Raw genomic sequence first — 23528 nt, forward strand, 5'->3', positions numbered from 1 at the left:
TTCAAGGCCTTGAGTCGTCCGTGCGGATTTTTAACCAGTGCCCACTGGCGGTGCACCGCTCTATAATGCTCGGCAGTTTTCCGTCCCCAGTACAGGTATTCCCTATGAAACGTCCAAGTGGTCGCGCTGCCGATCAGCTCCGCTCGATCCGCATTACCCGCAACTACACCAAACACGCCGAGGGATCCGTACTGGTCGAATTCGGTGATACCAAAGTCATCTGCACCGTCAGCGTCGAAAACGGCGTGCCGCGGTTCCTCAAAGGCCAGGGCCAAGGCTGGTTGACCGCTGAGTACGGCATGCTGCCGCGCGCCACCGGCGAGCGAAACCAGCGTGAAGCGAGCCGTGGCAAGCAGGGTGGTCGTACCCTGGAAATCCAGCGCCTGATCGGCCGTTCCCTGCGCGCGGCTCTGGACATGTCCAAGCTCGGCGACGTCACTCTGTATGTCGATTGCGACGTGATCCAGGCTGACGGCGGCACCCGCACTGCGTCGATCACTGGCGCCATGGTTGCGCTGGTCGATGCGCTGAAAGTGATCAAGAAGCGCGGCGGCCTGAAAGGCGGCGATCCGCTCAAGCAAATGATCGGTGCGGTATCGGTCGGCATGTATCAGGGCGAGCCTGTGCTGGATCTGGACTATCTTGAAGATTCCGCTGCCGAGACTGACCTCAACGTGGTGATGACCAGCTCCGGTGGCTTCATCGAAGTGCAAGGTACTGCTGAAGGCGCGCCGTTCCAGCCTGAAGACCTGAACGCCATGCTGGAACTGGCCAAGAAAGGCATGAACGAAATCTTCGAACTGCAGAAAGCCGCACTGGCCGACTGAGCAGGTTCTAACCCGCAAGGAGGACGCGATGAGTGACGAGCAAGAGCTGCTGCCCAAACCGAGCCAGGAGGTTCGTCAATGGGCGATGTTTTGTCACCTGTCCGCCTTGCTGGGGATCTGGATTCCGTTTGGCAATCTGATCGGCCCGCTGATTCTGTGGCAAATGAAGCGTGAGACGGATCCGTTCATCGACGCTCAGGGCAAGGAAGCGCTGAATTTTCAGATCACCGTGGCGATTGCTTCGGCCATCTGCCTGTTGCTGATGTTGTTGATTATCGGCTTTTTCCTGTTGGGCCTGCTGGCCATCGGTGCGCTGGTCTTGACGATCATCGCTGGAGTGAAAGCCAATGACGGGTTCCCTTATCGATACCCGTTCACCTGGCGACTGATCAAATAACGATCAATTCGAAACCTCAGCGCTTCGCAAGGTTTTAATACAAATGCCCTGACTTATCGGGGCATTTGTGTTTCTGCAACTTGACTAATTACTCTTTCATGTAGGACTGGTTCTACGCGCGACAAGTGGTAGTAAATGTTTGTATGTATATTTCAACGCTTACACTTTTAGTCACAACTACAATGGGTTAGCGCGATCTCAGTCCTTGGCAATAAGACTTGGCGATTGTTAAGGTTACTCCGCACAACGTTGCTTCAGAAATATCTCGTTATATTCAAGCCATCGAAGGCTCTTGAATTCCAATTCAATCAGTGTTGAGACAATCAGCCGATTCTGTGGGCGTGCGCGGGTAAAAAGTGCGCCTGATGAATATACAGCCAAGAATAATCCCAATGATTCAGCTCGATTTTTATGGAACGCTCGTCGCCGCCTCTCTGGTGCTTTTGCTGGGGCGCGGACTTATTGCACGAGTCGGTTTCCTGCGTAATTACAATATTCCTGAGCCCGTGGCTGGTGGCCTGGTGGTTGCTCTGGTTTTATTGATGCTGCGTACTTTTGATATAGAAATCAGATTCGATACTTCGCTGCAAACGCCTTTGATGCTGGCATTCTTTGCCACTATCGGTTTGAGCGCAGACTTTGCCAGCCTGAAAAAGGGTGGTCGCGTAGTCGGCATTTTTCTCCTGGCGGTTACCGGGCTTCTGGTGGTTCAGAACGCCTTGGGTATTGGTCTGGCCAAAACGCTGGGGCTTGATCCGTTGATGGGCCTGCTGACGGGCTCGATCACGTTGGCGGGCGGTCACGGTACGGGGGCTGCCTGGGGAACGGTGTTCAGTGAAAAGTACGGCCTGGCTTCGGCGTCCGAACTTGCTATTGCTTCGGCAACATTCGGCCTGGTCCTGGGTGGCTTGATTGGTGGGCCGGTGGCTCGGTTACTTATCAAGCGCGTGCAAGTACCGGGTTGCCAACCTCAGGAAACGCCACGGTTGCCAAAGGGTTTCGAGCAGCCGAACAAAGAGCGCTCGATTACTCCTTTTTCGTTCATCGAGACACTGGCTCTGATCGCCGTCAGCCTGTTGGCCGGCAACGTTCTGAACGGCCTGCTATACGGAACCGCTTTCGAATTGCCAACGTTTGTCTGCGTTTTGTTCGTGGGCGTGTTGCTGCGTAATGGTCTGTCGGCGCTGGGCCTGTATCAGGTATTCGAGCGTGAAGTGTCGGTGCTGGGCAATGTCAGCCTGTCGCTGTTTCTGGCGATTGCCTTGATGTCGCTAAAGTTATGGGATCTGGCTGCGTTGGCATTGCCGATCTTTATCATCCTGGCTGCACAAACACTGGTCATGGCGCTTTTTGCGATTTTCGTGACCTTCAGAGTAATGGGCCGCAATTACGATGCGGCGGTATTGGCGGCTGGGCACTGCGGTTTCGGGTTGGGTGCGACGCCAACGGCCATCGCTAACATGCAGGCGGTGACGCAGCGCTTCGGCCCTTCGCAGATCGCTTTTCTCGTCGTGCCGATGGTGGGGGCGTTCTTTATCGACATCATTAACGTCATCGTGATCAAGCTGTATCTGTCGCTGCCGTTTTTCGTCGCAGTGTGATCTACGGACGTTTACAGCGTAGATGGGGCTGCTTTCGCCCCACAGACGCATAAAAAATGCCCGTATCTTTCGATACGGGCATTTTTATGTCGGCGAAGCGACGCTTAGATGGTCAGCGTCCAGTCGTAGTCGACGATCAGCGGTGCATGCTGCGAGAACCGTGGCTGACGCGGCAGGCGTGCGCTGCGCACGAAGCGCCGCAGGCCCGGGGTCAGGATCTGGTAGTCAAACCGCCAGCCCAGATTGAGCATCTCGGCCTGTTCGTTGTCCGGCCACCAGCTGTACTGGTCGCCTTCACGGCTGACTTCACGCAGGGCATCGACATAGCCCATGTTGCCGACAATCTCGTCCATCCAGGCGCGTTCTGGCGCCAGGAATCCCGGGGATTGCTGGCTGTCGCGCCAGTTCTTGATGTCGAGCTTCTGCTGCGCCACGTACAGCGAGCCACAATAAATGTACTCGCGACGTTTGCGTCGCTGTTTGTCCAGATACTTGCCGAAGTCGTCCATGAGCTTGAACTTCTGGTTCAAGTCCTCATCGCCGTTCATCCCCGAAGGGAGCAGCAAGGTGGCAATACTGACTTTGTCGAAATCTGCTTGCAGGTAGCGCCCGTAGCGGTCGGCCGTCTCGAAACCGAGACCGCTGATGACAGCCTTCGGTTGCAACCGCGAATACAAAGCCACGCCACCTTGGGCAGGGACTTCAGCATCGCAGGCATAAAGGAAGTAGCCATCCAGTTGGAAGGCTGGGTCATCCAGTTCAAAGGCGGAGGCACGGGTGTCCTGCAGGCAGATGACGTCGGCATTCTGTGCTTGCAGCCAACTGAGCAAACCACGCTCGACTGCAGCCTGAATACCATTGACGTTCACACTGATGATCCGCATAAATGGCCCCAAAAATCGCGTGCGTGTATGATACACGGCGTCAAGCTAATTAGCTAAATCCGTGGTATTTGGGGTTTTTTTCATGCAAGCGTATCAGCGCGATTTCATTCGTTTTGCCATCGATCGCGGCGTTTTGCGCTTCGGTGAGTTCACCCTCAAGTCCGGGCGCACCAGTCCCTACTTCTTCAATGCCGGGCTGTTCAACTCGGGTTCGGCCCTGGCGCAGCTCGGTCGCTTCTATGCGGCGGCCATTGCTGAAAGCGGGATTGCCTTCGACGTTCTGTTTGGCCCGGCCTACAAAGGCATCCCGCTGGCGGCGACCACCGCTGTGGCGCTGGCCGAGCACCACGACCGTGACCTGCCATGGTGCTTCAACCGCAAGGAAGCCAAGGCTCACGGCGAAGGCGGCAGCCTGGTCGGCGCACCGCTGACCGGTGACGTGCTGATCATCGACGATGTAATCACCGCCGGCACCGCAATCCGCGAAGTGATGCAAATAATTGCTTCCCAGGACGGTGCTAAGGCCGCCGGCGTGCTGATCGCCCTGAACCGTCAGGAGCGCGGCAACGGTGAGTTGTCGGCCATCCAGGAAGTGGAGCGCGATTTCGGCATTCCGGTGATCAGCATTGTTTCGCTGAACCAGGTGCTGGAATTCCTCGCTGACGATCCGCAGCTCAAGCAGCACCTGCCAGCCGTGGAAGCGTACCGGGCCCAGTTCGGCGTCTGACTGCGGTCAGCTTTTGTGGGAGCGGGCTTGCTCGCGAATGCAGTTGTTCATTCAGCATTGATGTCGACTGATACGACGCATTCGCGAGCAAGCCCGCTCCCACAGGGGATGTTCGGTGATAAGAAGACCCCGTTCATTCAGGATGAACGGGGTCTTCTTGTTTGCGGTTAATGTAAGTTTCGCCATTTCTTCAGCAGTTTCAGAGTCAATCCCGCGTTGATCAGCGCGAATGCCAGCAACGCCACAACCACCATCACGTATAGCGTGCGATCAACCTCAAAATCCCATAGATCCAGTGTGCTGCTGCCGATAATGCCCACGGCGGCTGGCAGGTTGACGTAAAACAGCGCTGCAAAGGCGCCGGTCAGTGGCAGCGCACACTTCAAGAGCACCCCAAAGACCTTTTCCCTGCTGCGCTTTCTTGCCTGAAGGCCTTGTTGATGTTCATCCAGCGCCAACGCCTCATTGAGCGTCGGCCAAGCCAGATTGAACAGGAAGGTGGTCAAGGTCAGCAGCAAGCCACTGACCGCGACGATGTCACTGAACGGCATTGAGTCCCAACGTTGCGCACAACAAATCGTGGGAGTCCTCGCTGATTTCAAACTGCCCGGCGCTGCCCTTGCGTTTGATGATGGGTTTGAAGGTCGGCTCGTTTTGCGTGATGAGCATGTTCAACTCATCGCGGATCACGTCTGAACTGATGACCACCAGATAGACATCCTTCGCATGTTCCGCAGACTCGACGACCCCGCGCATGCTGTGCTGCAGGATGTCGTCGAGCTGATTGCGGAAGCGCGACACGGTGTTCTTCAGCAAGGTTTTGCTTTGGCTTTGGGTCAGTTGGAAGATCGTCGATATCTGCGATTCAGTCGGTAAAGTCTGCCCGAAGTAGCTTTGAATCAGGTAAAGCAGGCGATCCTGCTTGGCCTCATCGGCCCGACTGGGCATGCCGCCCTCGACCAGCATTTTCAGGTATTCCGTCAGGCTGGCCTTGGCGATACGCTGCAGGGCGTGGGCGATTTCGGCGTCGCCAATACGCAAGGTCTTCTTGACCGGTTCCTTTTGTTCCTGCTCGAAAGCGTCGGCGTCGATCGTGAACGATATCTGCATGGCTCAGGCGCTCCGGGGTTATTTTTCGTTGCTGTCCGGGTACGGATCCTGGGGTGCATCACCTTGGCCGCGGAGCACTTTCCAGCCTTTGAACGGGTGCGAGGCTTCTGTGAAGTCGGGGCAGGGCGGCATCGATGATTGCGACGGGCCTGAATACTCTCGGCCGCAGTCCACGCAAGCGTAGGTACCTGCTGAAATGTCACTGCCGTATGGAACGTGGTCTTTTTGCATGAGTAAATCTCCGGTGGGTGAAGGGAAGATCCTAGGGAGATTTGTTCTGATGGGCTGTCGGACGTTTCGCTGAGTGAAGTCAGACGCTTCCTGCGCGGATAAAAAAGATCGCAGACTTCGTCAGTTCCTACAGCACTTTCGTACTGTGTTGCAGGAGCTGACGCAGACTGCGATCTCTTGTGTTTCAGCGATCAGGGGCGTTTGCGATTGCTGATCAGCGTACCCACACCGGTATCCGTGAAGATTTCCAACAGGATTGCGTTAGGCACGCGGCCGTCGATGATCAACGAGCTGCCGACACCGCCCTGAACTGCTTCCAGTGCACAACGAATCTTCGGCAACATGCCGCCGTAGATCGTGCCGTCGGCGATCAGGTCGTCGACCTGCTGTGTGCTCAGACCAGTCAACACCGTGCCGGACTTGTCCATCAGGCCGGCGATGTTGGTCAGCAGCATCAGCTTCTCGGCCTTCAGCGCTTCGGCAACCTTGCCGGCCACCAGATCCGCGTTGATGTTGTACGACTCGCCGTTTTCACCCACGCCGATCGGCGCGATCACCGGAATAAAGTTGCCCTTGACCAGCAGGTTCAGCAGCTCGGTGTTGATCCCGACCACTTCGCCGACCTGACCGATGTCGATGATTTCCGGCTGGGTCATCTCCGGGGTCTGGCGGGTAACGGTGAGCTTCTTCGCACGAATCAGCCCGGCGTCTTTACCGGTCAGGCCGATGGCGCTGCCGCCGTGACGGTTGATCAGGTTGACGATGCTTTTGTTGACCTGACCGCCCAGGACCATTTCCACCACGTCCATGGTCGCGGCGTCGGTGACGCGCATGCCATCGACGAAGTGGCTTTCGATCGACAGACGCTTGAGCAGATCACCGATCTGCGGGCCGCCACCGTGAACCACGACCGGGTTGATGCCCACGGCTTTCATCAAGACGATGTCGCGGGCGAAGCCGGTTTTCAGCTCCTCGCTTTCCATCGCGTTGCCGCCGTATTTGATCACCAGGGTCTTGCCGACATAACGTCGGATGTAAGGCAACGCTTCGGACAGGACCTGGGCGGTGTGGGCGGCGGCTTCGCGTTCGAGGGTCATTCAGGGCTCCGGGTGGATCAGAACGGTAGTTGGAGATCAGGTGCAACGCGTTTCAGTTGGGCGTGGAATACATCCTTGATGCGTTGCAGTTCAGCCTCGTCATCGGCCTCGAAACGCAGCACCAGCACCGGTGTGGTGTTGGACGCGCGCACCAGGCCCCAGCCTTTGGCGTAATCGACACGCACGCCGTCGATGGTGGTCAGGTCAGCGCCTGCGCCCCACTGTGCGTCGTGCAGAGCATCAATGATGCTGAATTTGCTCTCTTCGGTCACATGGATATTGATTTCCGGCGTAGAAATATCGTTCGGGAAGGTCGCAAACAGCTCTTCTGCCGTGGATTTTTCCTTACTGAGAATCTCCAGCAGCCGGGCGGCGCTGTAGATGCCATCGTCGAAACCGAACCAGCGCTCCTTGAAGAAGATGTGCCCGCTCATTTCACCGGCCAACAGCGCGCCGGACTGTTTCATTTTCTTTTTGATCAACGAATGACCCGTCTTCCACATTAGCGGCCTGCCACCGTATTCCTTGATCAGCGGTATCAGGCGACGGGTGCATTTGACGTCGAAGATGATTTCCGCGTCTGGATTACGCGCCACCACGTCACGGGCGAACAACATCAGCAGGCGATCCGGATAGACGATGCTGCCGGTATTGGTCACTACGCCGACGCGGTCACCGTCGCCGTCGAAGGCCAGGCCGATGTCGGCGTTGGTTTCCTTGACCTTGGCGATGAGGTCGACGAGGTTTTCCGGTTTGCCCGGATCCGGGTGGTGATTGGGGAAGTTGCCGTCGACTTCGCAGAACAACGGAATGACTTCGCAGTTCAGCGCTTCGATCAGTTGCGGGGCGATCACGCCGGCCGCGCCGTTGCCGCAGTCGACCACGACTTTCAGGCGACTGGCCAGTTTGATGTCCTGGACGATTTCAGTGTTATAGCGATCGAGGATCTCGACCTCGGTAACGCTGCCCGTGCCGCTGCTCAGATTGTTGGTCTTGAGGCGTTCGTGCAGGGCCTGAATCTGTTCGTTGGCGAGGGTGTCGCCGGCGATCACGATCTTGAAGCCGTTGTAGTTCGACGGGTTGTGGCTGCCGGTGAGCATTACCCCGGACTTGCCGGCCAAAACGTTGGCGGCGTAATACAACGCAGGCGTTGGCACCAGACCGACATCGCTGACGTGGCAGCCGCTCTCGGCGATGCCACGAATCAGTTCTGCAACCAGTTCCGGGCCGGACAGGCGGCCGTCGCGACCGACAGAAACATTCGGTTCGCCCTGGGCCAGGCTCTGCGAGCCGATGGCGCGGCCAATCCAGTAAGCGGTTTCGGCATTGAGGAATTCCGGCACGGTGCCGCGAATGTCGTAGGCGCGGAAGATGCTGTCGGGCAGCTTCGGGGCGATCTTGGCTGGGGTGCTCATCTGCACAAATGCTCCATCTCGAAAGGGGCGGGACAGACCGACGAATCGTTCGACGGCAGGCTCAAACTGAAGGGTATGACGGCGTTTTCCACAGAGAGTTCGTGGTATGAAAGGGCCATGATGCCTCGGCTGGCGTGGCTTTCGTACGCCAAAACCTTGATTTACGGTGTTAAACCTTTCAGCTGATCTGCCTGAAATTTTCCCCTGTAGGAGCTGCCGCAGGCTGCGATCTTTTGATTTTGTTTTTGAAGAGTCAAGATCAAAAGATCGCAGCCTTCGGCAGCTCCTGCAGGGATGTTTCAGTGCCGATTATTTGGTGCCGGTATGGCCGAAACCGCCTGTGCCGCGCTCGGTCTCAACGAACTCTTCAACCATTTCGAAATGCGCCTGTACCACCGGCACCAGCACCAGTTGTGCCAAGCGCTCACCAACGGTCATGGTGAAATCGGTCTGGCCACGGTTCCAGCAAGACACCATCAGAGGGCCCTGGTAATCGGAGTCGATCAAACCGACGAGGTTACCCAGCACGATACCGTGTTTGTGGCCCATGCCCGAGCGCGGCAGGATCAGCGCGGCAAGGTTCGGGTCGCCGATGTAAACCGACAGACCGGTAGGGATCAGCACGGTTTCACCCGGTTCGATCACGATGTCCTGATCCAGCATGGCGCGCAGGTCGAGGCCGGCGGAGCCTGGGGTGGCGTATTGCGGCAGCGGGAATTCGGTACCGATGCGTGGGTCGAGGATTTTGGCTTGCAAAGCGTGCATGTAAATTAAACCTGGTTCAGACGTTCGGCGATAAAAGTGACCAGTTGGCGAGCGATCTTGCTCTTGCTGGTCTGGGCGAAAACCGTGGCGTGCAGCTTACGGTCAATCACGCTGCAGGCGTTTTCTTCGCTGTTGAAACCGATGCTCGGGTTGGCGACGTCGTTGGCGACGATCAAATCGAGATTCTTGTCCTTCAGCTTGCGTGCAGCGTAGTCGAGCAGGTGTTCGGTCTCAGCGGCGAAGCCGACACTGAACGGACGGTCGGGACGGCTTGCGATGGTGGCCAGGATGTCCGGGTTACGCACCATTTGCAGGACGAAGCCGTCACCGCTCGTAGGATCTTTCTTGAGTTTTTGCGGGGCAACGACTTCTGGGCGGTAGTCCGCAACCGCTGCCGAGGCAATGAACACGTCGCAAGGGATCGCGGCTTCGCACGCGGCGAGCATGTCGCGGGCGCTGACCACGTCGATGCGCGTGACGCGATCCGGAGTCGGCAGGTGCACCGGGCCGCTGATCAGGGTGACGCGGGCGCCTGCTTCTACCGCGGCTTCGGCCAGGGCAAAGCCCATTTTTCCGGAACTGTGGTTAGTGATGTAGCGCACCGGGTCGATGTTTTCCTGGGTCGGGCCGGCGGTGATGACCACGTGTTTGCCGGTCAGCGCCTGACGCTGGAAGCACTCCGCCGCGCATTGCGCCAGATCGGTGGCTTCCATCATGCGGCCCATGCCGACGTCGCCGCAGGCCTGGCTACCCGAGGCCGGGCCGAAAGTTTTCAGACCACGGCTTTCGAGGAGTTGCAGGTTGGCCTGGGTCGCCGGGTCACGCCACATTGCCTGGTTCATGGCTGGAGCGACTGCCACCACGGCGTCGGTGGCCAGCACCAGAGTGGTCAGCAAATCGTTGGCGATGCCTTGGGCCAGACGGGCGAGCAGGTCGGCGGTGGCCGGAGCGATCAACACCAGATCGGCCCATTTCGCCAGCTCGATGTGGCCCATCGCCGCTTCGGCGGCCGGGTCGAGCAAATCCAGGTGAACCGGGTGGCCGGACAGGGCCTGCATGGTCAGCGGGGTGATGAACTCGGCGCCGCCGTGGGTCATGACCACGCGCACTTCGGCACCCTGGTCGATCAGGCGACGAACCAGATCAGCGCTCTTGTAGGCCGCAATGCCGCCGCCGACGCCCAGAACGATGCGTTTCCGATACAGCCGCTGCATAGGTCTGCCTTTCATTTCGTTGATGACTGCAGTGCGACGCCCCCTCCCCAGGGATAAATCGACCGCCAAAAAGATGGGCTACGATATCACAGCGACCTCTACGGAACAGCGGCGCCCACAGACAAGGAATGTGTATGAGTATTCGCGATTGGCCCGCGGCGGAACGGCCGCGGGAGAAGCTACTTGAACACGGCTCGGGCAGTCTGTCCGATGCTGAATTGCTGGCGATCTTTCTTCGAACCGGGGTCACTGGGAAAAGCGCGGTGGATCTGGCGCGACACCTGTTGAATCAGTTCGGCAGCCTGCGCGCGCTGCTGGAGGCCGATCTGGTGGCGTTCAGCAAGCAATTGGGATTGGGGCCGGCAAAGTTTGCCCAGTTGCAGGCGGTGCTGGAGATGAGCCGTCGGCATCTGGCTGAGCGCATGCGTAAAAAACCGGCGCTGGAGAACCCGCAAGCGGTTCGGGATTATCTGAAATCCATGCTGCGTCATGAGCCGCACGAGGTGTTCGGTTGCCTGTTTCTCGACTCCAAGCATCAGGTTCTAATGTTCGAGGCGCTGTTTCGCGGTTCGATTGATAACACCAGTGTGCATCCCCGGGAAGTGGTGAAGCGGGCCTTGGCCAACAACGCGGCAGCCGTGATCCTCTGTCATAACCATCCGTCGGGCAATACCGATCCGAGCCAGGCGGATCGATTGCTCACCAAGCGGTTGCAGAAGGCTTTGGATCTGATTGATGTGCGGGTGCTGGATCACTTCATCATTGGCGATGGTGAGCCGTTGTCGATGGCGGAGTGTGGCTGGATGTAAATCTCAGGAAAACGCTAATCCCTGTGGGAGCTGGCTTGCCAGCGATAGCGGACTCATCGTCAACATTTGTGTTGAGTGTGCCGCCGTCATCGCTGGCAAGCCAGCTCCCACAGGTTCGGGGTTGTACCCGTTATTTCAGCGAGACCCTGGAGTAGTCCTGCCGGCCGAACGGGCTGACCGAATAACCCTGCACATCCTTGCGGGTCAGTGCGTACGCGGTTGGATGCGCCAGCGGCAGCCACAGCGCCTGCTGCTGAATCTGCGCCTGGGCCTGTTCGTACAGCTTGGTACGCACCCCTTGCTCGCTGGTGGTTTTGCCGGCACTGATCAGCTTGTCCAGATCGGCATTGCAGTAACGGGCGAAGTTGGTGCCGGACTTGACCGCTGCGCAGGAAAACTGCGGCGTCAGGAAGTTATCCGGGTCACCGTTGTCACCGGCCCAGCCCATGAACAGCAGGTCATGCTCGCCCGCCTTGGCGCGGCGGATCAGCTCGCCCCACTCGATCACGCGGATCTCCGCCTGAATGCCGATTTCCGCCAGATCCGACTGCAGCATCTGCGCGCCGAGGCTCGGATTCGGGTTGAGCAGGCTGCCGGACGGACGCGTCCAGATGGTGGTCTGGAAGCCGTCCTTCAAACCGGCCTTGGCCAGCAGTGCCTTGGCTTTCGCCAAGTCGTGCGGGTAGCCCGACAGGTTTTTCGCATAGCTCCAGGTGTTCGGCGGGTAAGGGCCGTTGGCGGCTTCGGCGGTGTCTTCGAACACGGCTTTGATGTAGTTGGCCTTGTCGAAAGCCAGGTTGATGGCCTGACGCACTTCCGGCTTGTCCAGTGGCGGATGCTGGCTGTTGATGCCGACGAAAGCGGTCATGAAGGCGTCGGTCTTTTCAACTTTCAGTGTCGGCTCTTTCAACGCGGCCTGCACGTCCAGTGGTTTTGGCGACAGGGCGATCTGGCACTCGTTACGCCGCAGTTTTTGCAGGCGTACGTTGGCATCCGGGGTGATGGCGAAGATCAGTGGATCCACCGCAGGCTTGCCTGCGAAGTAATCCGGGTTGGCCTTGTAACGGATTGCGGCGTCTTTTTGGAAACGCGTGAACACGAACGGGCCGGTGCCGATCGGCTGACTGTTGAGCTTGTCGGTCGCGTTGGCCTTGAGCAGCTTGTCGGCGTACTCGGCGGAATAGACCGAGGCGAAACCCATGCTCAGGGTCGCCAGGAAGGTGGAGTCGGGGTGATCGAGGGTGAAGCGCACGGTCAACGGATCCAGCGCGTCGATTTTCTTGATCAACGCCGGTAGCTGCATTGACTGCGCGTGAGGGAAACCGCTCTGGGCGACTTTGTGCCATGGATTGGCTGGGTCGAGCATGCGGTCGAAGCTGAATTTGACGTCTTCGGCGGTCAGCTCGCGGCTTGGCTTGAAGTAATCGGTGGTGTGAAACTTCACCTGCGGGTGCAGTTTGAAGATATAAGTCAGGCCGTCAGTGCTGACTTCCCAACTGTCGGCCAGGCTCGGGACTACCTTGCCGCTGGCGGTGTCGAAATCCACCAGACGATTCATCAGCACATCGGCCGAGGCGTTGGTGGTGGTCAGCGAGTTGTATTGCACCACGTCGAACCCTTCCGGGCTGGCCTCGGTGCAGACGCTCAGCGCGGCGGCCTGGGCCAGGGGGCTCAGCAGGAGCGGGGCGAGCAACAGGGATAGGGCTGCGAGGCGCATGGTCGGTTTCCTTTTACAGATCGAAGGCCCATCTGCAAGCGCAGTCTGGAAAAGTCCTACCCTAGAGGGCGCGATTGCAAATGACTATCCCCTTTTTGCATTTTGGGGGGCGGCCACAGGCAGTCAGGTGTGGCTGAAGGTGACGCGACGAGGCCGAATCGCGTGTATCAGCGGTTTTCTGCGACGAGTGGTAAAAGCCGGTGCCGGCCTTTATCCAAAGCCCTTGCAGACAGAATTTGTGTGTTTTTATCGATTGATTGCACACCGATTGTTGTTGCACCCCGGTCTTTCTGGTATAAAGCAGCGCTCTTTTCTAGGGGCCCGGTTCCTTCACTGTAGGTGTAGCCGGTAAGACCTCTAAAGAAACGCGGCGCCTGGCGCCAAATGACTGAGAGATTAAGCGGCCAACCCATGCCGGGTTGGGCATGTGGTTTTAGAGGGCTGAGGCATGTCGAGAGTATGTCAAGTTACCGGTAAGGGTCCGGTGACTGGGAATAACATTTCCCACGCAAACAACAAAACCCGTCGTCGTTTCCTGCCGAACCTGCAGCATCACCGCTTCTGGGTTGAAGAAGAGAAACGTTTCGTGCGTCTGCGCGTATCTGCCAAAGGCATGCGTATCATCGACAAGCGCGGCATCACTGTCGTGCTCGCCGAACTTCGCCGCGATGGCAAGATTTAAGGGAGCTAATCATGCGTGAATTGATTCGTTTGATCTCGAGCGCCGGTACTGGTCACTTCTACACTACCGACAAGAACAAGCGTACTACCCCGGACAAAATCGAGATCAAGAAATATGATCCGGTTGTTCGCAAGCACGTGATCTACAAGGAAGGCAAAATCAAGTAATTGATTTTTCCCGACTTACAGAAAAGGCCCGTATCTCACGATACGGGCCTTTTTTGTTGCCTCGGATTTTGTGCTGACTATTGCGACGCTTTTGCGAGCAGGTTCGCTCCCACATTTGGCCGCATTTCATTGTGGGAGCGAGCCTGCTCGCGAAGAGGCCGGTGGCCGGTAAAAGCAGCGAAAAACTCAGACCTTCTGTTCGAAAATCACATAGATCTTGCGGCAAGCTTCAAGCACTTCCCAGGTACCACGGAAGCCCGCCGGAATCACAAACCGATCCCCGACACGCAACGTCTTGGCATTGCCATCGCTGTCGCGCAGTACCGAAACGCCCTGCAGAATCTCGCAATATTCATGCTCGGTGTGGTTCACCGTCCATTGGCCCACCGCACCTTCCCACACGCCAACGTTCATCTGCCCACAAGGACTGTCGTATTGATTGAACACCGCTTGCTCGGGATCGCCCTTGAGCACTTTGGCCGGGTCCGGGCGGTAGCGTTCGGCTTCACTCGTGGTCAGGCTGATGTCGACGACGTTCTGGATGTTCATTGTTGTTTTCTCCGGTGATGGCGGCGCTGTGGCTGGAAAGGGCCAAAGTCTATGTTTATTAAATTGAACACCGCAAGGCCGTATGGCGCGCTTATGTCAAATATATTGAAACAACCCCGGCCGCTGGTTTAGGGTGGCGGGTGCCTTGGGTCGAAAAGCAGGCTGGCCGGGCAGAATTCCTGAGGACGCTGGCGAATATCGCGCGGCGCTCGTATTCAACAAGAGGAGGACACTCAAATGACCACCCTGACTCGTGCCGACTGGGAACAACGCGCCCGCGATTTGAAGATCGAAGGCCGCGCTTACCTCAATGGCGAATACACCGACGCCGTCTCCGGTGAGACCTTCGAGTGCATCAGCCCGGTCGATGGCCGTCTGCTGGGCAAGATTGCCAGCTGTGACGCCGCCGACGCCCAGCGCGCCGTGGAAAACGCCCGCGCCACCTTCAATTCCGGCGTCTGGTCGCGCCTGGCGCCGACCAAACGCAAAGCCACCATGATCCGTTTCGCCGGTCTGCTCAAGCAGCACGCCGAAGAACTGGCCCTGCTCGAAACCCTCGACATGGGCAAGCCGATCAGCGATTCGCTGTACATCGACGTTCCGGGCGCGGCGCAAGCGCTGAGCTGGAGCGGTGAGGCGATCGACAAGATCTATGACGAAGTCGCGGCCACTCCACACGATCAACTGGGTCTGGTGACCCGTGAGCCAGTGGGCGTTGTCGGCGCCATCGTGCCATGGAACTTCCCGCTGATGATGGCCTGCTGGAAACTCGGCCCGGCCCTGTCGACCGGTAACTCGGTAATCCTCAAGCCATCGGAAAAATCCCCGCTGACTGCCATCCGAATTGCCGCGCTGGCCGTTGAAGCCGGTATTCCAAAAGGCGTGCTCAACGTGCTGCCGGGTTACGGCCATACCGTCGGCAAGGCGTTGGCACTGCACAACGATGTCGACACGCTGGTGTTCACCGGTTCGACCAAGATCGCCAAGCAACTGATGATCTACTCCGGCGAATCGAACATGAAGCGCGTGTGGCTGGAGGCCGGTGGCAAAAGCCCGAACATCGTCTTTGCCGATGCGCCGGATCTGCAAGCCGCAGCGGAGTCCGCCGCCAGCGCCATCGCCTTCAACCAGGGCGAAGTCTGCACCGCCGGTTCGCGTCTGCTGGTCGAACGTTCGATCAAAGACAAATTCCTGCCGATGGTGATCGAAGCGCTGAAAGCCTGGAAGCCCGGCAATCCGCTGGACCCGGCCACCAACGTCGGTGCGCTGGTGGATACCCAGCAGATGAACACCGTACTGTCGTACATCGAATCCGGGCATACCGATGGCGCCAAACTGGTTGCCGGCGGCAAGCGCATTTTGCAGGAAACGGGTGGTACCTACGTCGAGCCGACTATTTTCGACGGCGTGAGCAACGCGATGAAGATCGCTCAGGAAGAGATCTTCGGCCCGGTGCTGTCGGTCATCTCCTTTGATACCGCTGAAGAAGCGATCCAGATCGCCAACGACACACCTTACGGCCTGGCCGCTGCAGTGTGGACTCAGGACATCTCCAAGGCGCACCTGACCGCCAAGGCGTTGCGTGCCGGCAGCGTGTGGGTCAACCAGTACGACGGCGGCGACATGACCGCGCCGTTCGGTGGTTTCAAGCAGTCGGGCAACGGCCGCGACAAGTCGCTGCACGCGTTCGACAAGTACACCGAGTTGAAGGCGACGTGGATCAAGCTATAAGTCGTTAAGGGAGCCCGCTCACTCCGGGCTTCCTGACGAAACAGTGATCCCCCTGTGGGAGCGGGCTTGCTCGCGAAAGCGGTGTATCAGTCAGCACATTTGCTGAATGTGAAGCCGGATTCGCGAGCAAGCCCGCTCCCACAATGGTTTTGTGGTGCACATAAAAATATCCACAGGAGCGTGGAACATGCGTTGGGCGACTTATTTCGCCGTGTTGTCGTCTGTCTTGAGTGTCGGCCTGGCCCTGGGGGTCAGCATGCCGCTGGTGTCGTTGCGTCTGGAGGGTTGGGGTTATGGCTCCTTCGCCATCGGCGTGATGGCGGCGATGCCGGCGATTGGCGTGCTGTTGGGTGCGAAGATTGCCAGCCATCTGGCGGCGTATTTCGGCACGGCGAATCTGATGCGTCTGTGTCTATGGGCCGGAGCACTATCGATCGGCTTGCTGGCGCTGTTACCGAGCTATCCGATCTGGTTGCTGCTGCGCCTGATGATCGGGGTGATCCTGACCATCGTCTTCATCCTCGGCGAGAGCTGGATCAATCAACTGGTGGTCGAGCAGTGGCGCGGCCGGCTGGTGGCGCTGTATGGCAGCAGTTACGCGTTGAGCCAACTGTCTGGTCCGTTGCTGTTGGGCGCGCTGGGTACCGAGCATGATTACGGCTTCTGGGTTGGCGTGGTGCTGCTGACCATTTCGCCCTTGCTCCTTGTGGGCCGCAGCGGTGCGCCGAGCAGTGAAGCGAGCAGCGTGACCTTCCGCGACCTTTGGGCCTTCGCTTGCGCGCTGCCGGCGATTGCCTGGGCGGTGTCATTGTTTGCCGCATTTGAGGCGATGATCCTCACGCTGCTCCCGGTGTACTGCCTGCAACAGGGTTTTACGGCGGAGATCGCCTTGGCGATGGTCAGCACCGTGGTGGTCGGGGATGCGTTGCTGCAACTGCCAATTGGTGCATTGGCCGACTATCTGTCACGACGCACGTTGTTCACCGGTTGCGCGGTGGTGTTGATGCTGTCGAGCCTGGCGATTCCCATGCTGATCGATACCTTGCTGATCTGGCCGTTGTGGGTGTTGTTTGGCGCCAGTGCCGGTGGCTTGTTCACCTTGTCGCTGATCCTGATTGGCGAGCGTTATCGCGACGATGCGCTGGTGCGGGCCAATGCGCATATTGCGCAGTTGTGGGGTGTGGGCTGTCTGGTCGGGCCGTTGGCAGCGGGGGCGGGCAGTCAGTGGATCAGCGGGCATGCGTTGCCGCTGTTGATGGCGATTGGAGCGTTTGGGTTAGTGCTGCTGCTTTTGCGCCAGGGTGCGTTTGGCCCGGTGACCGAGCCTGCCTGAGAATGTTTTTGTGGGAGCGGGCTTGCTCGCGAATACGGTTTCACATCCAGCAAATTTGCCGACTGATACTCCGCTTTCGTGAGCAAGCCCACTCCCACAATGGATCTGTGTCTGATTACAACATTCGCTCAAGCCCGACAGTGGTGCTGAACCAGGCATTGAAGCGGCGCCACCAGCTCCCCGGCTCCTTGGTCAGCGTATGCATCTCGCCATTGTCCTCGGTTTTCCAGACGATCTGCCCGTTCTCAAGCTTCGCCTCATAGCTAAGCGCCGGCGCCATGCCTTGCAGGGCCAGTTCGCGCACATGCTCGGCCAGCTCCGGGCTGTCCACCAATACCCCGACTTCGGTGTTCCAGAGCACCGAGCGCGGGTCGAAATTGAATGAGCCGATAAACGATTTCTGCCGGTCGAAGATCATCGCTTTGCTGTGCAGGCTGGAATCCGAGCCGCGAAACGACTTGCTGTAAAAAATATGCGGGCCGCTCCCACCACCGTCACCGGGCTGGCGGCGCAGTTCGAACAGTTTGACCCCGTGCTCCAGCAACGCCTTGCGATACGGCGCATAACCGCCGTGCACTGCCGGCACATCGGTGGCTTCCAGCGAGTTGGTCAGCAGGTTCACCGATACGCCGGCGTCAGCGCGCCCGGTCAGGTACACCAGCCCCGGCTGGCCCGGCACGAAGTAGGCCGAAATCATGATCAGCTCTTTGCTGACACCCGTGAGTTCCGGCGCCAGTTGCGTGGTCAGCAGCAATTGCGGGTCCGGCTCACCCTTGGCCAGCACCTTGCTCGGCGCGTCCCACAGCGCCTGACTCCAGGCCCAGATCAGCTCTTTGCGCCAGATGTCCATCCGCGGTTCGGTTTTGAAGGTCATCAACTGCTGATACAGCACGTGATTCTGCTTGCGGGTTTCTTCCAGCGATTCTTCCAGGCGCGTGCGGGTGTTCTGCAAGTCCTTGGCCGAGGGTTCGCTGGAGAGAAATTCTTCGATGGGTTTGCTCAGGGCGCTGTTCCAGTACTGGTCGAAGCTATGCCCGAGCTGCTCGGCCACAGGTCCCACGCTGAGCATGTCGATGTCGGTGAAATTCAGGTTCGGCTCGGCATCGAAATACACGTCGCCCAGATTGCGCCCACCAACGATGGCCACGCTGTTGTCCGCCAGCCACAGCTTGTTGTGCATGCGCCGATGTTGCAGCGACAGATTGAGCAGGCGTCCGGCAGCCCGGGTCACGCCCGTGCTGCGGCCAAGATGCAGCGGGTTGAACAGGCGGATCTGGATCTGCGGATGCGCCGCCAGCGTGGCGATGATTTGATCGAGGCCATCGCTGGTGGTGTCGTCGAGCAGGATTCGCACGCGCACGCCACGGTCGGCAGCCTTGAGCAACTCCTCGACCAGCATCCGCGTGCTGACGCCGTCGTGGACGATGTAGTACTGCAAATCGAGGCTGCTCTGCGCATTGCGGATCAGCTCGGCGCGGGCGGTGAACGCCTCGGTGCTGTTGGACAACAGGCGGAAACCGGAGCGGCCCTGATACGGCGCCGCTTGAGCCTGGATCGAACGCCCGAAGCTGGAGCCGGACGCCGGCAGCGCCTGACTCGGTTCGCGCGGCACATCAAGGCTGGCGCAACCGCTCAGGAGCGAAGCGAGCATCAGCAAAGCGAGTAGGGGCTGTCTGAAGCTCACGTGGGATCGTTCCGGTCGGCGGCAAAAGTCGGTATATGGACGCTGGTCAATCGAAAAAGGTCAGTCGGCTTCGGCCAGCAGTTTGATTGCTGCCGCGCCGACCTTGCGTACCGCCTCTTCGATCTGCGGTGTCGGTTTGGCAGCGTAGTTCATCCGCAGGCAATTGCGGTACTTGCCCGAGGCGGAAAAGATGCTGCCAACGGCAATCTGGACGCCTTGGTCGTGCAGCGCACGGTTCAGTTTCAGGGTGTCGAACCCTTCCGGCAGTTCGACCCACAGCATGAAGCTGCCTTGTGGGCGGCTGGCGCGGGTGCCGGCGGGGAAGTAGCGCGTGACCCAGTCGATCATCATGTCGCGATTGCGCTGGTATTGCGTGCGCATCCGCCGTAAATGGGGTTCGAAGTGGCCGGACTTGATAAATTCGGCGATGGCGATTTGCGGTTGCGGCGCGGTGGAGCCAGTGCTGATGTATTTCATGTGCAGCACCCGTTCCAGATACCGCCCCGGTGCGACCCAACCGATGCGCAGGCCTGGGGCCAAAGTCTTGGAAAACGAACTGCACAACAACACGCGGCCATCTTCGTCGAAGGATTTGATCGTGCGCGGACGCGGATAGGTGTAAGCCAGTTCGCCATACACATCGTCTTCGATGATCGCCACGTCGAAGCGCTGAGCCAGGTTGAGCAGGGCGCGTTTGCGCGACTCCGGCATGATGTAGCCCAGCGGATTGTTGCAGTTGGGCGTGAGCTGGATGACCTTGATCGGCCACTGTTCCAGCGCCAGTTCCAGGGCTTCGAGGCTGATGCCGGTGAGCGGATCGGTGGGGATTTCCAGGGCTTTCATACCCAGCCCCTTGAGGGTCTGCATGGCGCCGTGAAAGCTCGGTGAATCCACCGCGACGATGTCGCCGGGCTCACAGATGGCGTGGATGCTGGTGGACAGTGCTTCGTGGCAACCGGTGGTGACGACGAGGTCGCTGGCGCTCAACTGGCATCCGGAGTCGAGCATCAGCCGGGCGATCTGTTCGCGCAGTTCGAGGGTGCCATGGATGTTGTCGTAATACAGGCCGGGCATGTCCTGGCGGCGGCTAATCCGCGCGAGCCCGCGCAGCAGCGGTTTCATGGTTGGCGAGGTGACGTCGGGCATGCCGCGACCGAGTTGCACCACATCCTTGCGCGGCACCGCGCGAATCAGCTCCAGCACCTGATCCCACTGCGAAATCTCCACCGGTCGCTGCGCCGGGCGCCCGACTGCAGGCAGCTCCGGCAGCTCGCGCCCAACCGGCACAAAGTAGCCGGACTTGGGCTTCGGCGTGGCCAGCCCGCTGTCTTCCAGCATGCGATAGGCCTGCTGCACCGTGCTGAGACTGACACCATGTTCTACGCTCAAGGCACGCACCGACGGCAGTCTGTCACCTGGACGATAGAAGCCTTGTTCGATGCGCGTGCCGAGCAGTTCGGCGAGGTTCACATAAAGCGTCATGGCACTGCCTCGATGCTGATGATTCGAAAAACCAGTACAGATGCGGGGTAAATCGACAATTCAGTGGCATTAACAGCAAATCTGTATGGAGTTAATACAGGTTGGTTGAATCTGTAATGCTTTTGCCGACCCGCGCATCATGGAATCTCTGGCTACCCAAGTAAACAGGAGCGATAAAAATGAACGGCTTGAGCGATGTGCGGCTGACGTTACACAGTCAGGAACTGGCGGCGGGACAGGAGGACAGTGCGTGGAATGCGGCCATGCGCAACGCGCCGTCCGACCTCAGTCGCTGGGGCCTGTTCTGGCATCGTCTGCACACGCGCAAGGCATTGCTGAGCCTCACGCCGGAGCAACTCAAGGATGTCGGGCTGACCCGCGAGCAGGCACAGGAGGAGGGGTTGAAGCCGTTCTGGCGGATCTGAGATCTGTAGTGTTCTTTCGGGCCTCATTGCTGGCAAGCCAGCTCCCACAGCTATCGTGGATGTTCACAATATCGGTGTTCACCCAAACACTGTGGGAGCTGGCTTGCCAGCGATGGCGGCCTCAAGGGCACTGTAAATCGATCAGACCAACTCTTTAAGTCGATGCCACAACATCCCCAACGCCAACAATGGCGAGCGCAAATGCTTGCCGCCCGGGAAGGTGATGTGTGGCACTTTGGCAAACAGATCAAACCCGCCCCTGTGCTGGCCGCTGATCGCTTCTGCGAGCAACTGGCCCGCCAGGTGCGTGGCATTTACTCCGTGGCCGGAATACGCCTGGGCGTAATACACATTCGGCTGATCATCGAGCCGGCCAATCTGTGGCAGACGGTTGGCGCCGATGCCGATCATCCCGCCCCACTGATAATCGATGTTCACCCCAGCCAGTTGCGGAAAGACTTCAAGCATCTTCGGCTGCATGTACGCCGCGATGTCCTTTGGATCGCGCCCCGAATAATGGCAGGCGCCACCGAACAGCAAACGTCGATCCGCCGAGAGCCGGTAGTAATCCAGCGCCACCCGTTGGTCGCAGACCGCCATGTTCTGCGGCAACAGGTTGTGCGCCTGTTCTTCGCTCAAAGGCTCGGTAGCAATTATGTAGCTACCCGCCGGCAGCACCTTGCCGCTGAGTTGCGGGTTGAGGTCATTGAGGTAGGCGTTGCAGCCCAGCACCAGGGTCTTGGCGCGCACTGAGCCTTGCGCGGTATGAATCTTCACCTCGGGGCCGTAATCGATACGCGTCACTGCCGAATGCTCGAACAGTTTCACCCCCAATTGCTGCGCAGCCGCCGCTTCACCCAAGGCGAGATTCAACGGATGCAGATGCCCGGAGCCCATGTCGATCAGCCCGCCGACGTAGCGTTTGGAGCCGACCACGGTGTGCATTTCATTGGCTTGCAGCAAGCGGGTTTCGTAGCGGTAACCGAGGCCGCGCAGTTCTTCGGCATCTTCGGCAAACCCTTCAAGGTCCGTAGGTTTGTTGGCGAGGTCGCAATAGCCCCAGGTCAGATCGCAGGCAATCTGGAATCGCTCGATGCGTTGGCGAACGATTTCCACGGCCTCCAGGCCCATGAGTTTCATCTGCCGCACGCCGTCGGCGCCGATTACATGGGTGAATTGATCGAGGCCATGACCGACCCCACGAATCAACTGCCCACCATTACGCCCGCTGGCGCCCCAACCGATCTTGTGCGCTTCCAGCAACACCACGCTGAGACCGCGCTCGGCCAGTTCCAGCGCAGTGTTCAGCCCCGAGAACCCGCCGCCAACCACGCACACGTCGGCAATCACTTCACCTTGCAGTGCCGGGTGGTCGGGCTGCGGCAAGCTGCTGGCGGCGTAGTAAGAGGCAACGTGAGGTTGGCTCGCGGTGGTTTGGGCGCGGGCAGTCATGGGCGTCATCCAACGGCTAAGTGTCGAGAAAATTTGACGGAGGATAAGCCGCACGCGCGAACTCGGGCAACACTGGTCGGTCTGCGGTGTCTGGATCTTGGCTTTTGCGGCACAATTGCGGCCTATTTCACCTTGGTCACCGCTTCGATGAGCTGCAACAGCGAGAAAATCCGCACCCTGCGCCAGCAGATCCCCACGTTCGACTGTGTGCCGGGCTGTCACGACTGCTGCGGGCCGGTGACCACCTCGCCCGAAGAGATGGCGCGCCTGCCGCGCAAGACCCGCGCCGAGCAGGACGCGGCGATGGAAGAGCTGAACTGTGTGCACCTGGGGCCCAATGGCTGCACGGTGTATGGCGAGCGGCCGCTGATCTGCCGGCTGTTCGGGACGACGAAGACCTTGCCTTGCCCGAATGGGCGGGGGCCGGTGGAGCTGATTCATCCGAAGGTGGAGAAGCAGATTTTCGAGTACATGGCGGCAAATCGGCAGGTGTTGGTTTAACGGCTTCACCCGGAATCGAGTCGACGCCTTCGCGAGCAAGCCCGCTCCCACAGGTGAATGCATTCCAAATGTGGGAGCGGGCTTGCTCGCGAAGAGGCCCGCTCAGACAGCACAAATATCAATCCGGAATCGGCAGGCAGAGGCTCTCTTTTACCTCTTCCATCACGATATAACTCTTCGACTCACGCACATGCGGCAGTTTCAACAGAATGTCGCCCAGCAGCTTGCGGTACGAGGCCATCTCGGAAATCCGCGCCTTCACCAGATAGTCGAAATCCCCTGACACCAGATGGCACTCCAGCACATGCGGCAGTTTCAGCACCGCGCGTCGGAACTCTTCGAAAGTGTCGCCGGATTTGTAGTCGAGGCTGATCTCGACAAATACCAAGAGACTACCCTTCAAGTGCTGCGGATTGAGACGGGCGTTGTAGCCCATGATGATCCCCTCTCGCTCGAGCCTGCGTACCCGCTCGGTACACGGCGTGGTGGAGAGGCCGACTTTCTCCCCGAGTTCGGTGAAGGAAATCCGCCCGTCCGCCTGCAGGATCCGCAAGATGTTGCGGTCGATCTTGTCCAGCTCACGTTTGGTCTGAGTGTTGGTACGCATAGGGGATGCGCCTCCGTGAAAAGGGTTTTTGCCGAGAATTGTCGCCAAATATAGGCGCTTATATAGTGAAAAGCACTGGCATTTATTTTTTACACTGCGCGCATCATTGCTCTAACAACAG

23 protein-coding genes and 1 pseudogene are annotated in these 23528 nt (G+C 58.9%); 11 read left to right on the top strand and 13 right to left on the bottom strand.

What is annotated here, in order from left to right:
* Positions 1–104 precede the first annotated feature (104 nt).
* From rph to gltS, 3 genes are all read left to right on the top strand, one after another.
* Positions 105–827, top strand: coding sequence for a ribonuclease PH (rph, locus tag CKW18_RS05980; protein ID WP_095187917.1), 723 nt, complete (start codon positions 105–107; stop codon positions 825–827).
* Positions 828–855: 28 nt separating this feature from the next.
* A complete protein-coding gene (locus CKW18_RS05985; protein WP_095187918.1) occupies positions 856–1224 on the top strand; it encodes a DUF4870 domain-containing protein in 369 nt (122 codons plus the stop codon).
* A gap of 392 nt (positions 1225–1616) precedes the next feature.
* The gene (gene gltS, locus CKW18_RS05990) at positions 1617–2825 is read left to right on the top strand and encodes a sodium/glutamate symporter (protein ID WP_095187919.1); all 1209 of its coding nucleotides are present in this window, start codon (positions 1617–1619) and stop codon (positions 2823–2825) included.
* A gap of 104 nt (positions 2826–2929) precedes the next feature.
* Here gltS and CKW18_RS05995 read toward each other — a convergent pair whose 3' ends face one another.
* Complete coding sequence (locus tag CKW18_RS05995) at positions 2930–3709, bottom strand: exodeoxyribonuclease III (protein WP_007920349.1); 780 nt, start codon at positions 3707–3709, stop codon at positions 2930–2932.
* Positions 3710–3791: 82 nt separating this feature from the next.
* On the opposite strand from CKW18_RS05995, the gene pyrE reads away from it, so the two are divergent.
* On the top strand, positions 3792–4436 hold the full coding sequence (gene pyrE / locus CKW18_RS06000) for an orotate phosphoribosyltransferase (protein ID WP_095081295.1): 645 nt from the start codon (positions 3792–3794) through the stop codon (positions 4434–4436).
* Between the two features lie 167 nt (positions 4437–4603).
* Here the strand turns inward: pyrE and CKW18_RS06005 are convergent, their stop codons facing one another.
* The 6 genes and pseudogenes from CKW18_RS06005 to coaBC form a co-directional block, all read right to left on the bottom strand.
* Positions 4604–4987, bottom strand: a complete 384-nt coding sequence (locus CKW18_RS06005) for a hypothetical protein (protein ID WP_095187920.1) — start codon at positions 4985–4987, stop codon at positions 4604–4606.
* A complete protein-coding gene (locus CKW18_RS06010; protein ID WP_095187921.1) occupies positions 4974–5546 on the bottom strand; it encodes a hypothetical protein in 573 nt (190 codons plus the stop codon). Before CKW18_RS06010 ends, CKW18_RS06005 begins: the two co-directional genes overlap by 14 nt.
* A gap of 422 nt (positions 5547–5968) precedes the next feature.
* Positions 5969–6874 (bottom strand): acetylglutamate kinase, encoded by a 906-nt coding sequence (gene argB, locus CKW18_RS06020; RefSeq protein ID WP_003229488.1) that lies wholly within the window; start codon positions 6872–6874, stop codon positions 5969–5971.
* A 17-nt stretch (positions 6875–6891) separates the two neighbouring features.
* Positions 6892–8268, bottom strand: a pseudogene (locus CKW18_RS06025) (phosphomannomutase/phosphoglucomutase); the annotation flags it as partial.
* Positions 8269–8598: 330 nt separating this feature from the next.
* Entirely contained in the window at positions 8599–9054 is a 456-nt protein-coding gene (dut, locus tag CKW18_RS06030) for a dUTP diphosphatase (protein ID WP_095187924.1), read from the bottom strand.
* Positions 9055–9059: 5 nt separating this feature from the next.
* Positions 9060–10268, bottom strand: coding sequence for a bifunctional phosphopantothenoylcysteine decarboxylase/phosphopantothenate--cysteine ligase CoaBC (gene coaBC, locus CKW18_RS06035; protein ID WP_095187925.1), 1209 nt, complete (start codon positions 10266–10268; stop codon positions 9060–9062).
* A 134-nt stretch (positions 10269–10402) separates the two neighbouring features.
* Here coaBC and radC point away from each other — a divergent pair, with 134 nt between their 5' ends.
* On the top strand, positions 10403–11077 hold the full coding sequence (radC, locus tag CKW18_RS06040) for a DNA repair protein RadC (protein ID WP_095187926.1): 675 nt from the start codon (positions 10403–10405) through the stop codon (positions 11075–11077).
* Positions 11078–11207: 130 nt separating this feature from the next.
* Here radC and CKW18_RS06045 read toward each other — a convergent pair whose 3' ends face one another.
* On the bottom strand, positions 11208–12794 hold the full coding sequence (locus CKW18_RS06045) for an ABC transporter substrate-binding protein (protein ID WP_095187927.1): 1587 nt from the start codon (positions 12792–12794) through the stop codon (positions 11208–11210).
* Between the two features lie 448 nt (positions 12795–13242).
* Between CKW18_RS06045 and rpmB the strand changes: the two genes are divergently transcribed.
* Entirely contained in the window at positions 13243–13476 is a 234-nt protein-coding gene (gene rpmB, locus CKW18_RS06050) for a 50S ribosomal protein L28 (RefSeq protein ID WP_007920377.1), read from the top strand.
* A gap of 11 nt (positions 13477–13487) precedes the next feature.
* Complete coding sequence (rpmG, locus tag CKW18_RS06055; RefSeq protein ID WP_003177274.1) at positions 13488–13643, top strand: 50S ribosomal protein L33; 156 nt, start codon at positions 13488–13490, stop codon at positions 13641–13643.
* 186 nt (positions 13644–13829) lie between these two features.
* Here rpmG and CKW18_RS06060 read toward each other — a convergent pair whose 3' ends face one another.
* The gene (locus CKW18_RS06060) at positions 13830–14192 is read right to left on the bottom strand and encodes a cupin domain-containing protein (RefSeq protein ID WP_095187928.1); all 363 of its coding nucleotides are present in this window, start codon (positions 14190–14192) and stop codon (positions 13830–13832) included.
* Positions 14193–14429: 237 nt separating this feature from the next.
* Here CKW18_RS06060 and CKW18_RS06065 point away from each other — a divergent pair, with 237 nt between their 5' ends.
* Complete coding sequence (locus tag CKW18_RS06065) at positions 14430–15923, top strand: aldehyde dehydrogenase (RefSeq protein WP_095187929.1); 1494 nt, start codon at positions 14430–14432, stop codon at positions 15921–15923.
* A gap of 187 nt (positions 15924–16110) precedes the next feature.
* On the top strand, positions 16111–17256 hold the full coding sequence (locus CKW18_RS06070; protein WP_095187930.1) for an MFS transporter: 1146 nt from the start codon (positions 16111–16113) through the stop codon (positions 17254–17256).
* 115 nt (positions 17257–17371) lie between these two features.
* Here the strand turns inward: CKW18_RS06070 and CKW18_RS06075 are convergent, their stop codons facing one another.
* Entirely contained in the window at positions 17372–18940 is a 1569-nt protein-coding gene (locus CKW18_RS06075) for a phospholipase D family protein (protein ID WP_095187931.1), read from the bottom strand.
* Between the two features lie 60 nt (positions 18941–19000).
* Complete coding sequence (locus CKW18_RS06080; RefSeq protein ID WP_095187932.1) at positions 19001–20422, bottom strand: PLP-dependent aminotransferase family protein; 1422 nt, start codon at positions 20420–20422, stop codon at positions 19001–19003.
* A 179-nt stretch (positions 20423–20601) separates the two neighbouring features.
* Here CKW18_RS06080 and CKW18_RS06085 point away from each other — a divergent pair, with 179 nt between their 5' ends.
* The gene (locus CKW18_RS06085; RefSeq protein ID WP_095187933.1) at positions 20602–20847 is read left to right on the top strand and encodes a DUF1127 domain-containing protein; all 246 of its coding nucleotides are present in this window, start codon (positions 20602–20604) and stop codon (positions 20845–20847) included.
* Positions 20848–20988: 141 nt separating this feature from the next.
* Here CKW18_RS06085 and CKW18_RS06090 read toward each other — a convergent pair whose 3' ends face one another.
* Entirely contained in the window at positions 20989–22299 is a 1311-nt protein-coding gene (locus CKW18_RS06090) for an FAD-binding oxidoreductase (RefSeq protein ID WP_095187934.1), read from the bottom strand.
* 147 nt (positions 22300–22446) lie between these two features.
* Between CKW18_RS06090 and CKW18_RS06095 the strand changes: the two genes are divergently transcribed.
* On the top strand, positions 22447–22800 hold the full coding sequence (locus CKW18_RS06095; protein WP_095187935.1) for a YkgJ family cysteine cluster protein: 354 nt from the start codon (positions 22447–22449) through the stop codon (positions 22798–22800).
* Between the two features lie 118 nt (positions 22801–22918).
* Here the strand turns inward: CKW18_RS06095 and CKW18_RS06100 are convergent, their stop codons facing one another.
* A complete protein-coding gene (locus CKW18_RS06100; protein ID WP_010465173.1) occupies positions 22919–23407 on the bottom strand; it encodes an Lrp/AsnC ligand binding domain-containing protein in 489 nt (162 codons plus the stop codon).
* Positions 23408–23528 lie beyond the last annotated feature (121 nt).

Origin of the sequence: Pseudomonas sp. Irchel 3E19 (assembly GCF_900187585.1) — a bacterium.
Classification (GTDB): Bacteria; Pseudomonadota; Gammaproteobacteria; order Pseudomonadales; family Pseudomonadaceae; genus Aquipseudomonas; species Aquipseudomonas baetica.

What these genes read in the sequence shown, in the direction of transcription:
- rph (WP_095187917.1), top strand. Translation starts at nt 105, where the DNA reads ATGAAACGTCCAAGTGGTCGCGCTGCCGATCAGCTCCGCTCGATCCGC.
- CKW18_RS05985 (WP_095187918.1), top strand. Translation starts at nt 856, where the DNA reads ATGAGTGACGAGCAAGAGCTGCTGCCCAAACCGAGCCAGGAGGTTCGT.
- gltS (WP_095187919.1), top strand. Translation starts at nt 1,617, where the DNA reads ATGATTCAGCTCGATTTTTATGGAACGCTCGTCGCCGCCTCTCTGGTG.
- CKW18_RS05995 (WP_007920349.1), bottom strand. Translation starts at nt 3,709, where the DNA reads ATGCGGATCATCAGTGTGAACGTCAATGGTATTCAGGCTGCAGTCGAG.
- pyrE (WP_095081295.1), top strand. Translation starts at nt 3,792, where the DNA reads ATGCAAGCGTATCAGCGCGATTTCATTCGTTTTGCCATCGATCGCGGC.
- CKW18_RS06005 (WP_095187920.1), bottom strand. Translation starts at nt 4,987, where the DNA reads ATGCCGTTCAGTGACATCGTCGCGGTCAGTGGCTTGCTGCTGACCTTG.
- CKW18_RS06010 (WP_095187921.1), bottom strand. Translation starts at nt 5,546, where the DNA reads ATGCAGATATCGTTCACGATCGACGCCGACGCTTTCGAGCAGGAACAA.
- argB (WP_003229488.1), bottom strand. Translation starts at nt 6,874, where the DNA reads ATGACCCTCGAACGCGAAGCCGCCGCCCACACCGCCCAGGTCCTGTCC.
- dut (WP_095187924.1), bottom strand. Translation starts at nt 9,054, where the DNA reads ATGCACGCTTTGCAAGCCAAAATCCTCGACCCACGCATCGGTACCGAA.
- coaBC (WP_095187925.1), bottom strand. Translation starts at nt 10,268, where the DNA reads ATGCAGCGGCTGTATCGGAAACGCATCGTTCTGGGCGTCGGCGGCGGC.
- radC (WP_095187926.1), top strand. Translation starts at nt 10,403, where the DNA reads ATGAGTATTCGCGATTGGCCCGCGGCGGAACGGCCGCGGGAGAAGCTA.
- CKW18_RS06045 (WP_095187927.1), bottom strand. Translation starts at nt 12,794, where the DNA reads ATGCGCCTCGCAGCCCTATCCCTGTTGCTCGCCCCGCTCCTGCTGAGC.
- rpmB (WP_007920377.1), top strand. Translation starts at nt 13,243, where the DNA reads ATGTCGAGAGTATGTCAAGTTACCGGTAAGGGTCCGGTGACTGGGAAT.
- rpmG (WP_003177274.1), top strand. Translation starts at nt 13,488, where the DNA reads ATGCGTGAATTGATTCGTTTGATCTCGAGCGCCGGTACTGGTCACTTC.
- CKW18_RS06060 (WP_095187928.1), bottom strand. Translation starts at nt 14,192, where the DNA reads ATGAACATCCAGAACGTCGTCGACATCAGCCTGACCACGAGTGAAGCC.
- CKW18_RS06065 (WP_095187929.1), top strand. Translation starts at nt 14,430, where the DNA reads ATGACCACCCTGACTCGTGCCGACTGGGAACAACGCGCCCGCGATTTG.
- CKW18_RS06070 (WP_095187930.1), top strand. Translation starts at nt 16,111, where the DNA reads ATGCGTTGGGCGACTTATTTCGCCGTGTTGTCGTCTGTCTTGAGTGTC.
- CKW18_RS06080 (WP_095187932.1), bottom strand. Translation starts at nt 20,422, where the DNA reads ATGACGCTTTATGTGAACCTCGCCGAACTGCTCGGCACGCGCATCGAA.
- CKW18_RS06085 (WP_095187933.1), top strand. Translation starts at nt 20,602, where the DNA reads ATGAACGGCTTGAGCGATGTGCGGCTGACGTTACACAGTCAGGAACTG.
- CKW18_RS06090 (WP_095187934.1), bottom strand. Translation starts at nt 22,299, where the DNA reads ATGACTGCCCGCGCCCAAACCACCGCGAGCCAACCTCACGTTGCCTCT.
- CKW18_RS06095 (WP_095187935.1), top strand. Translation starts at nt 22,447, where the DNA reads ATGAGCTGCAACAGCGAGAAAATCCGCACCCTGCGCCAGCAGATCCCC.
- CKW18_RS06100 (WP_010465173.1), bottom strand. Translation starts at nt 23,407, where the DNA reads ATGCGTACCAACACTCAGACCAAACGTGAGCTGGACAAGATCGACCGC.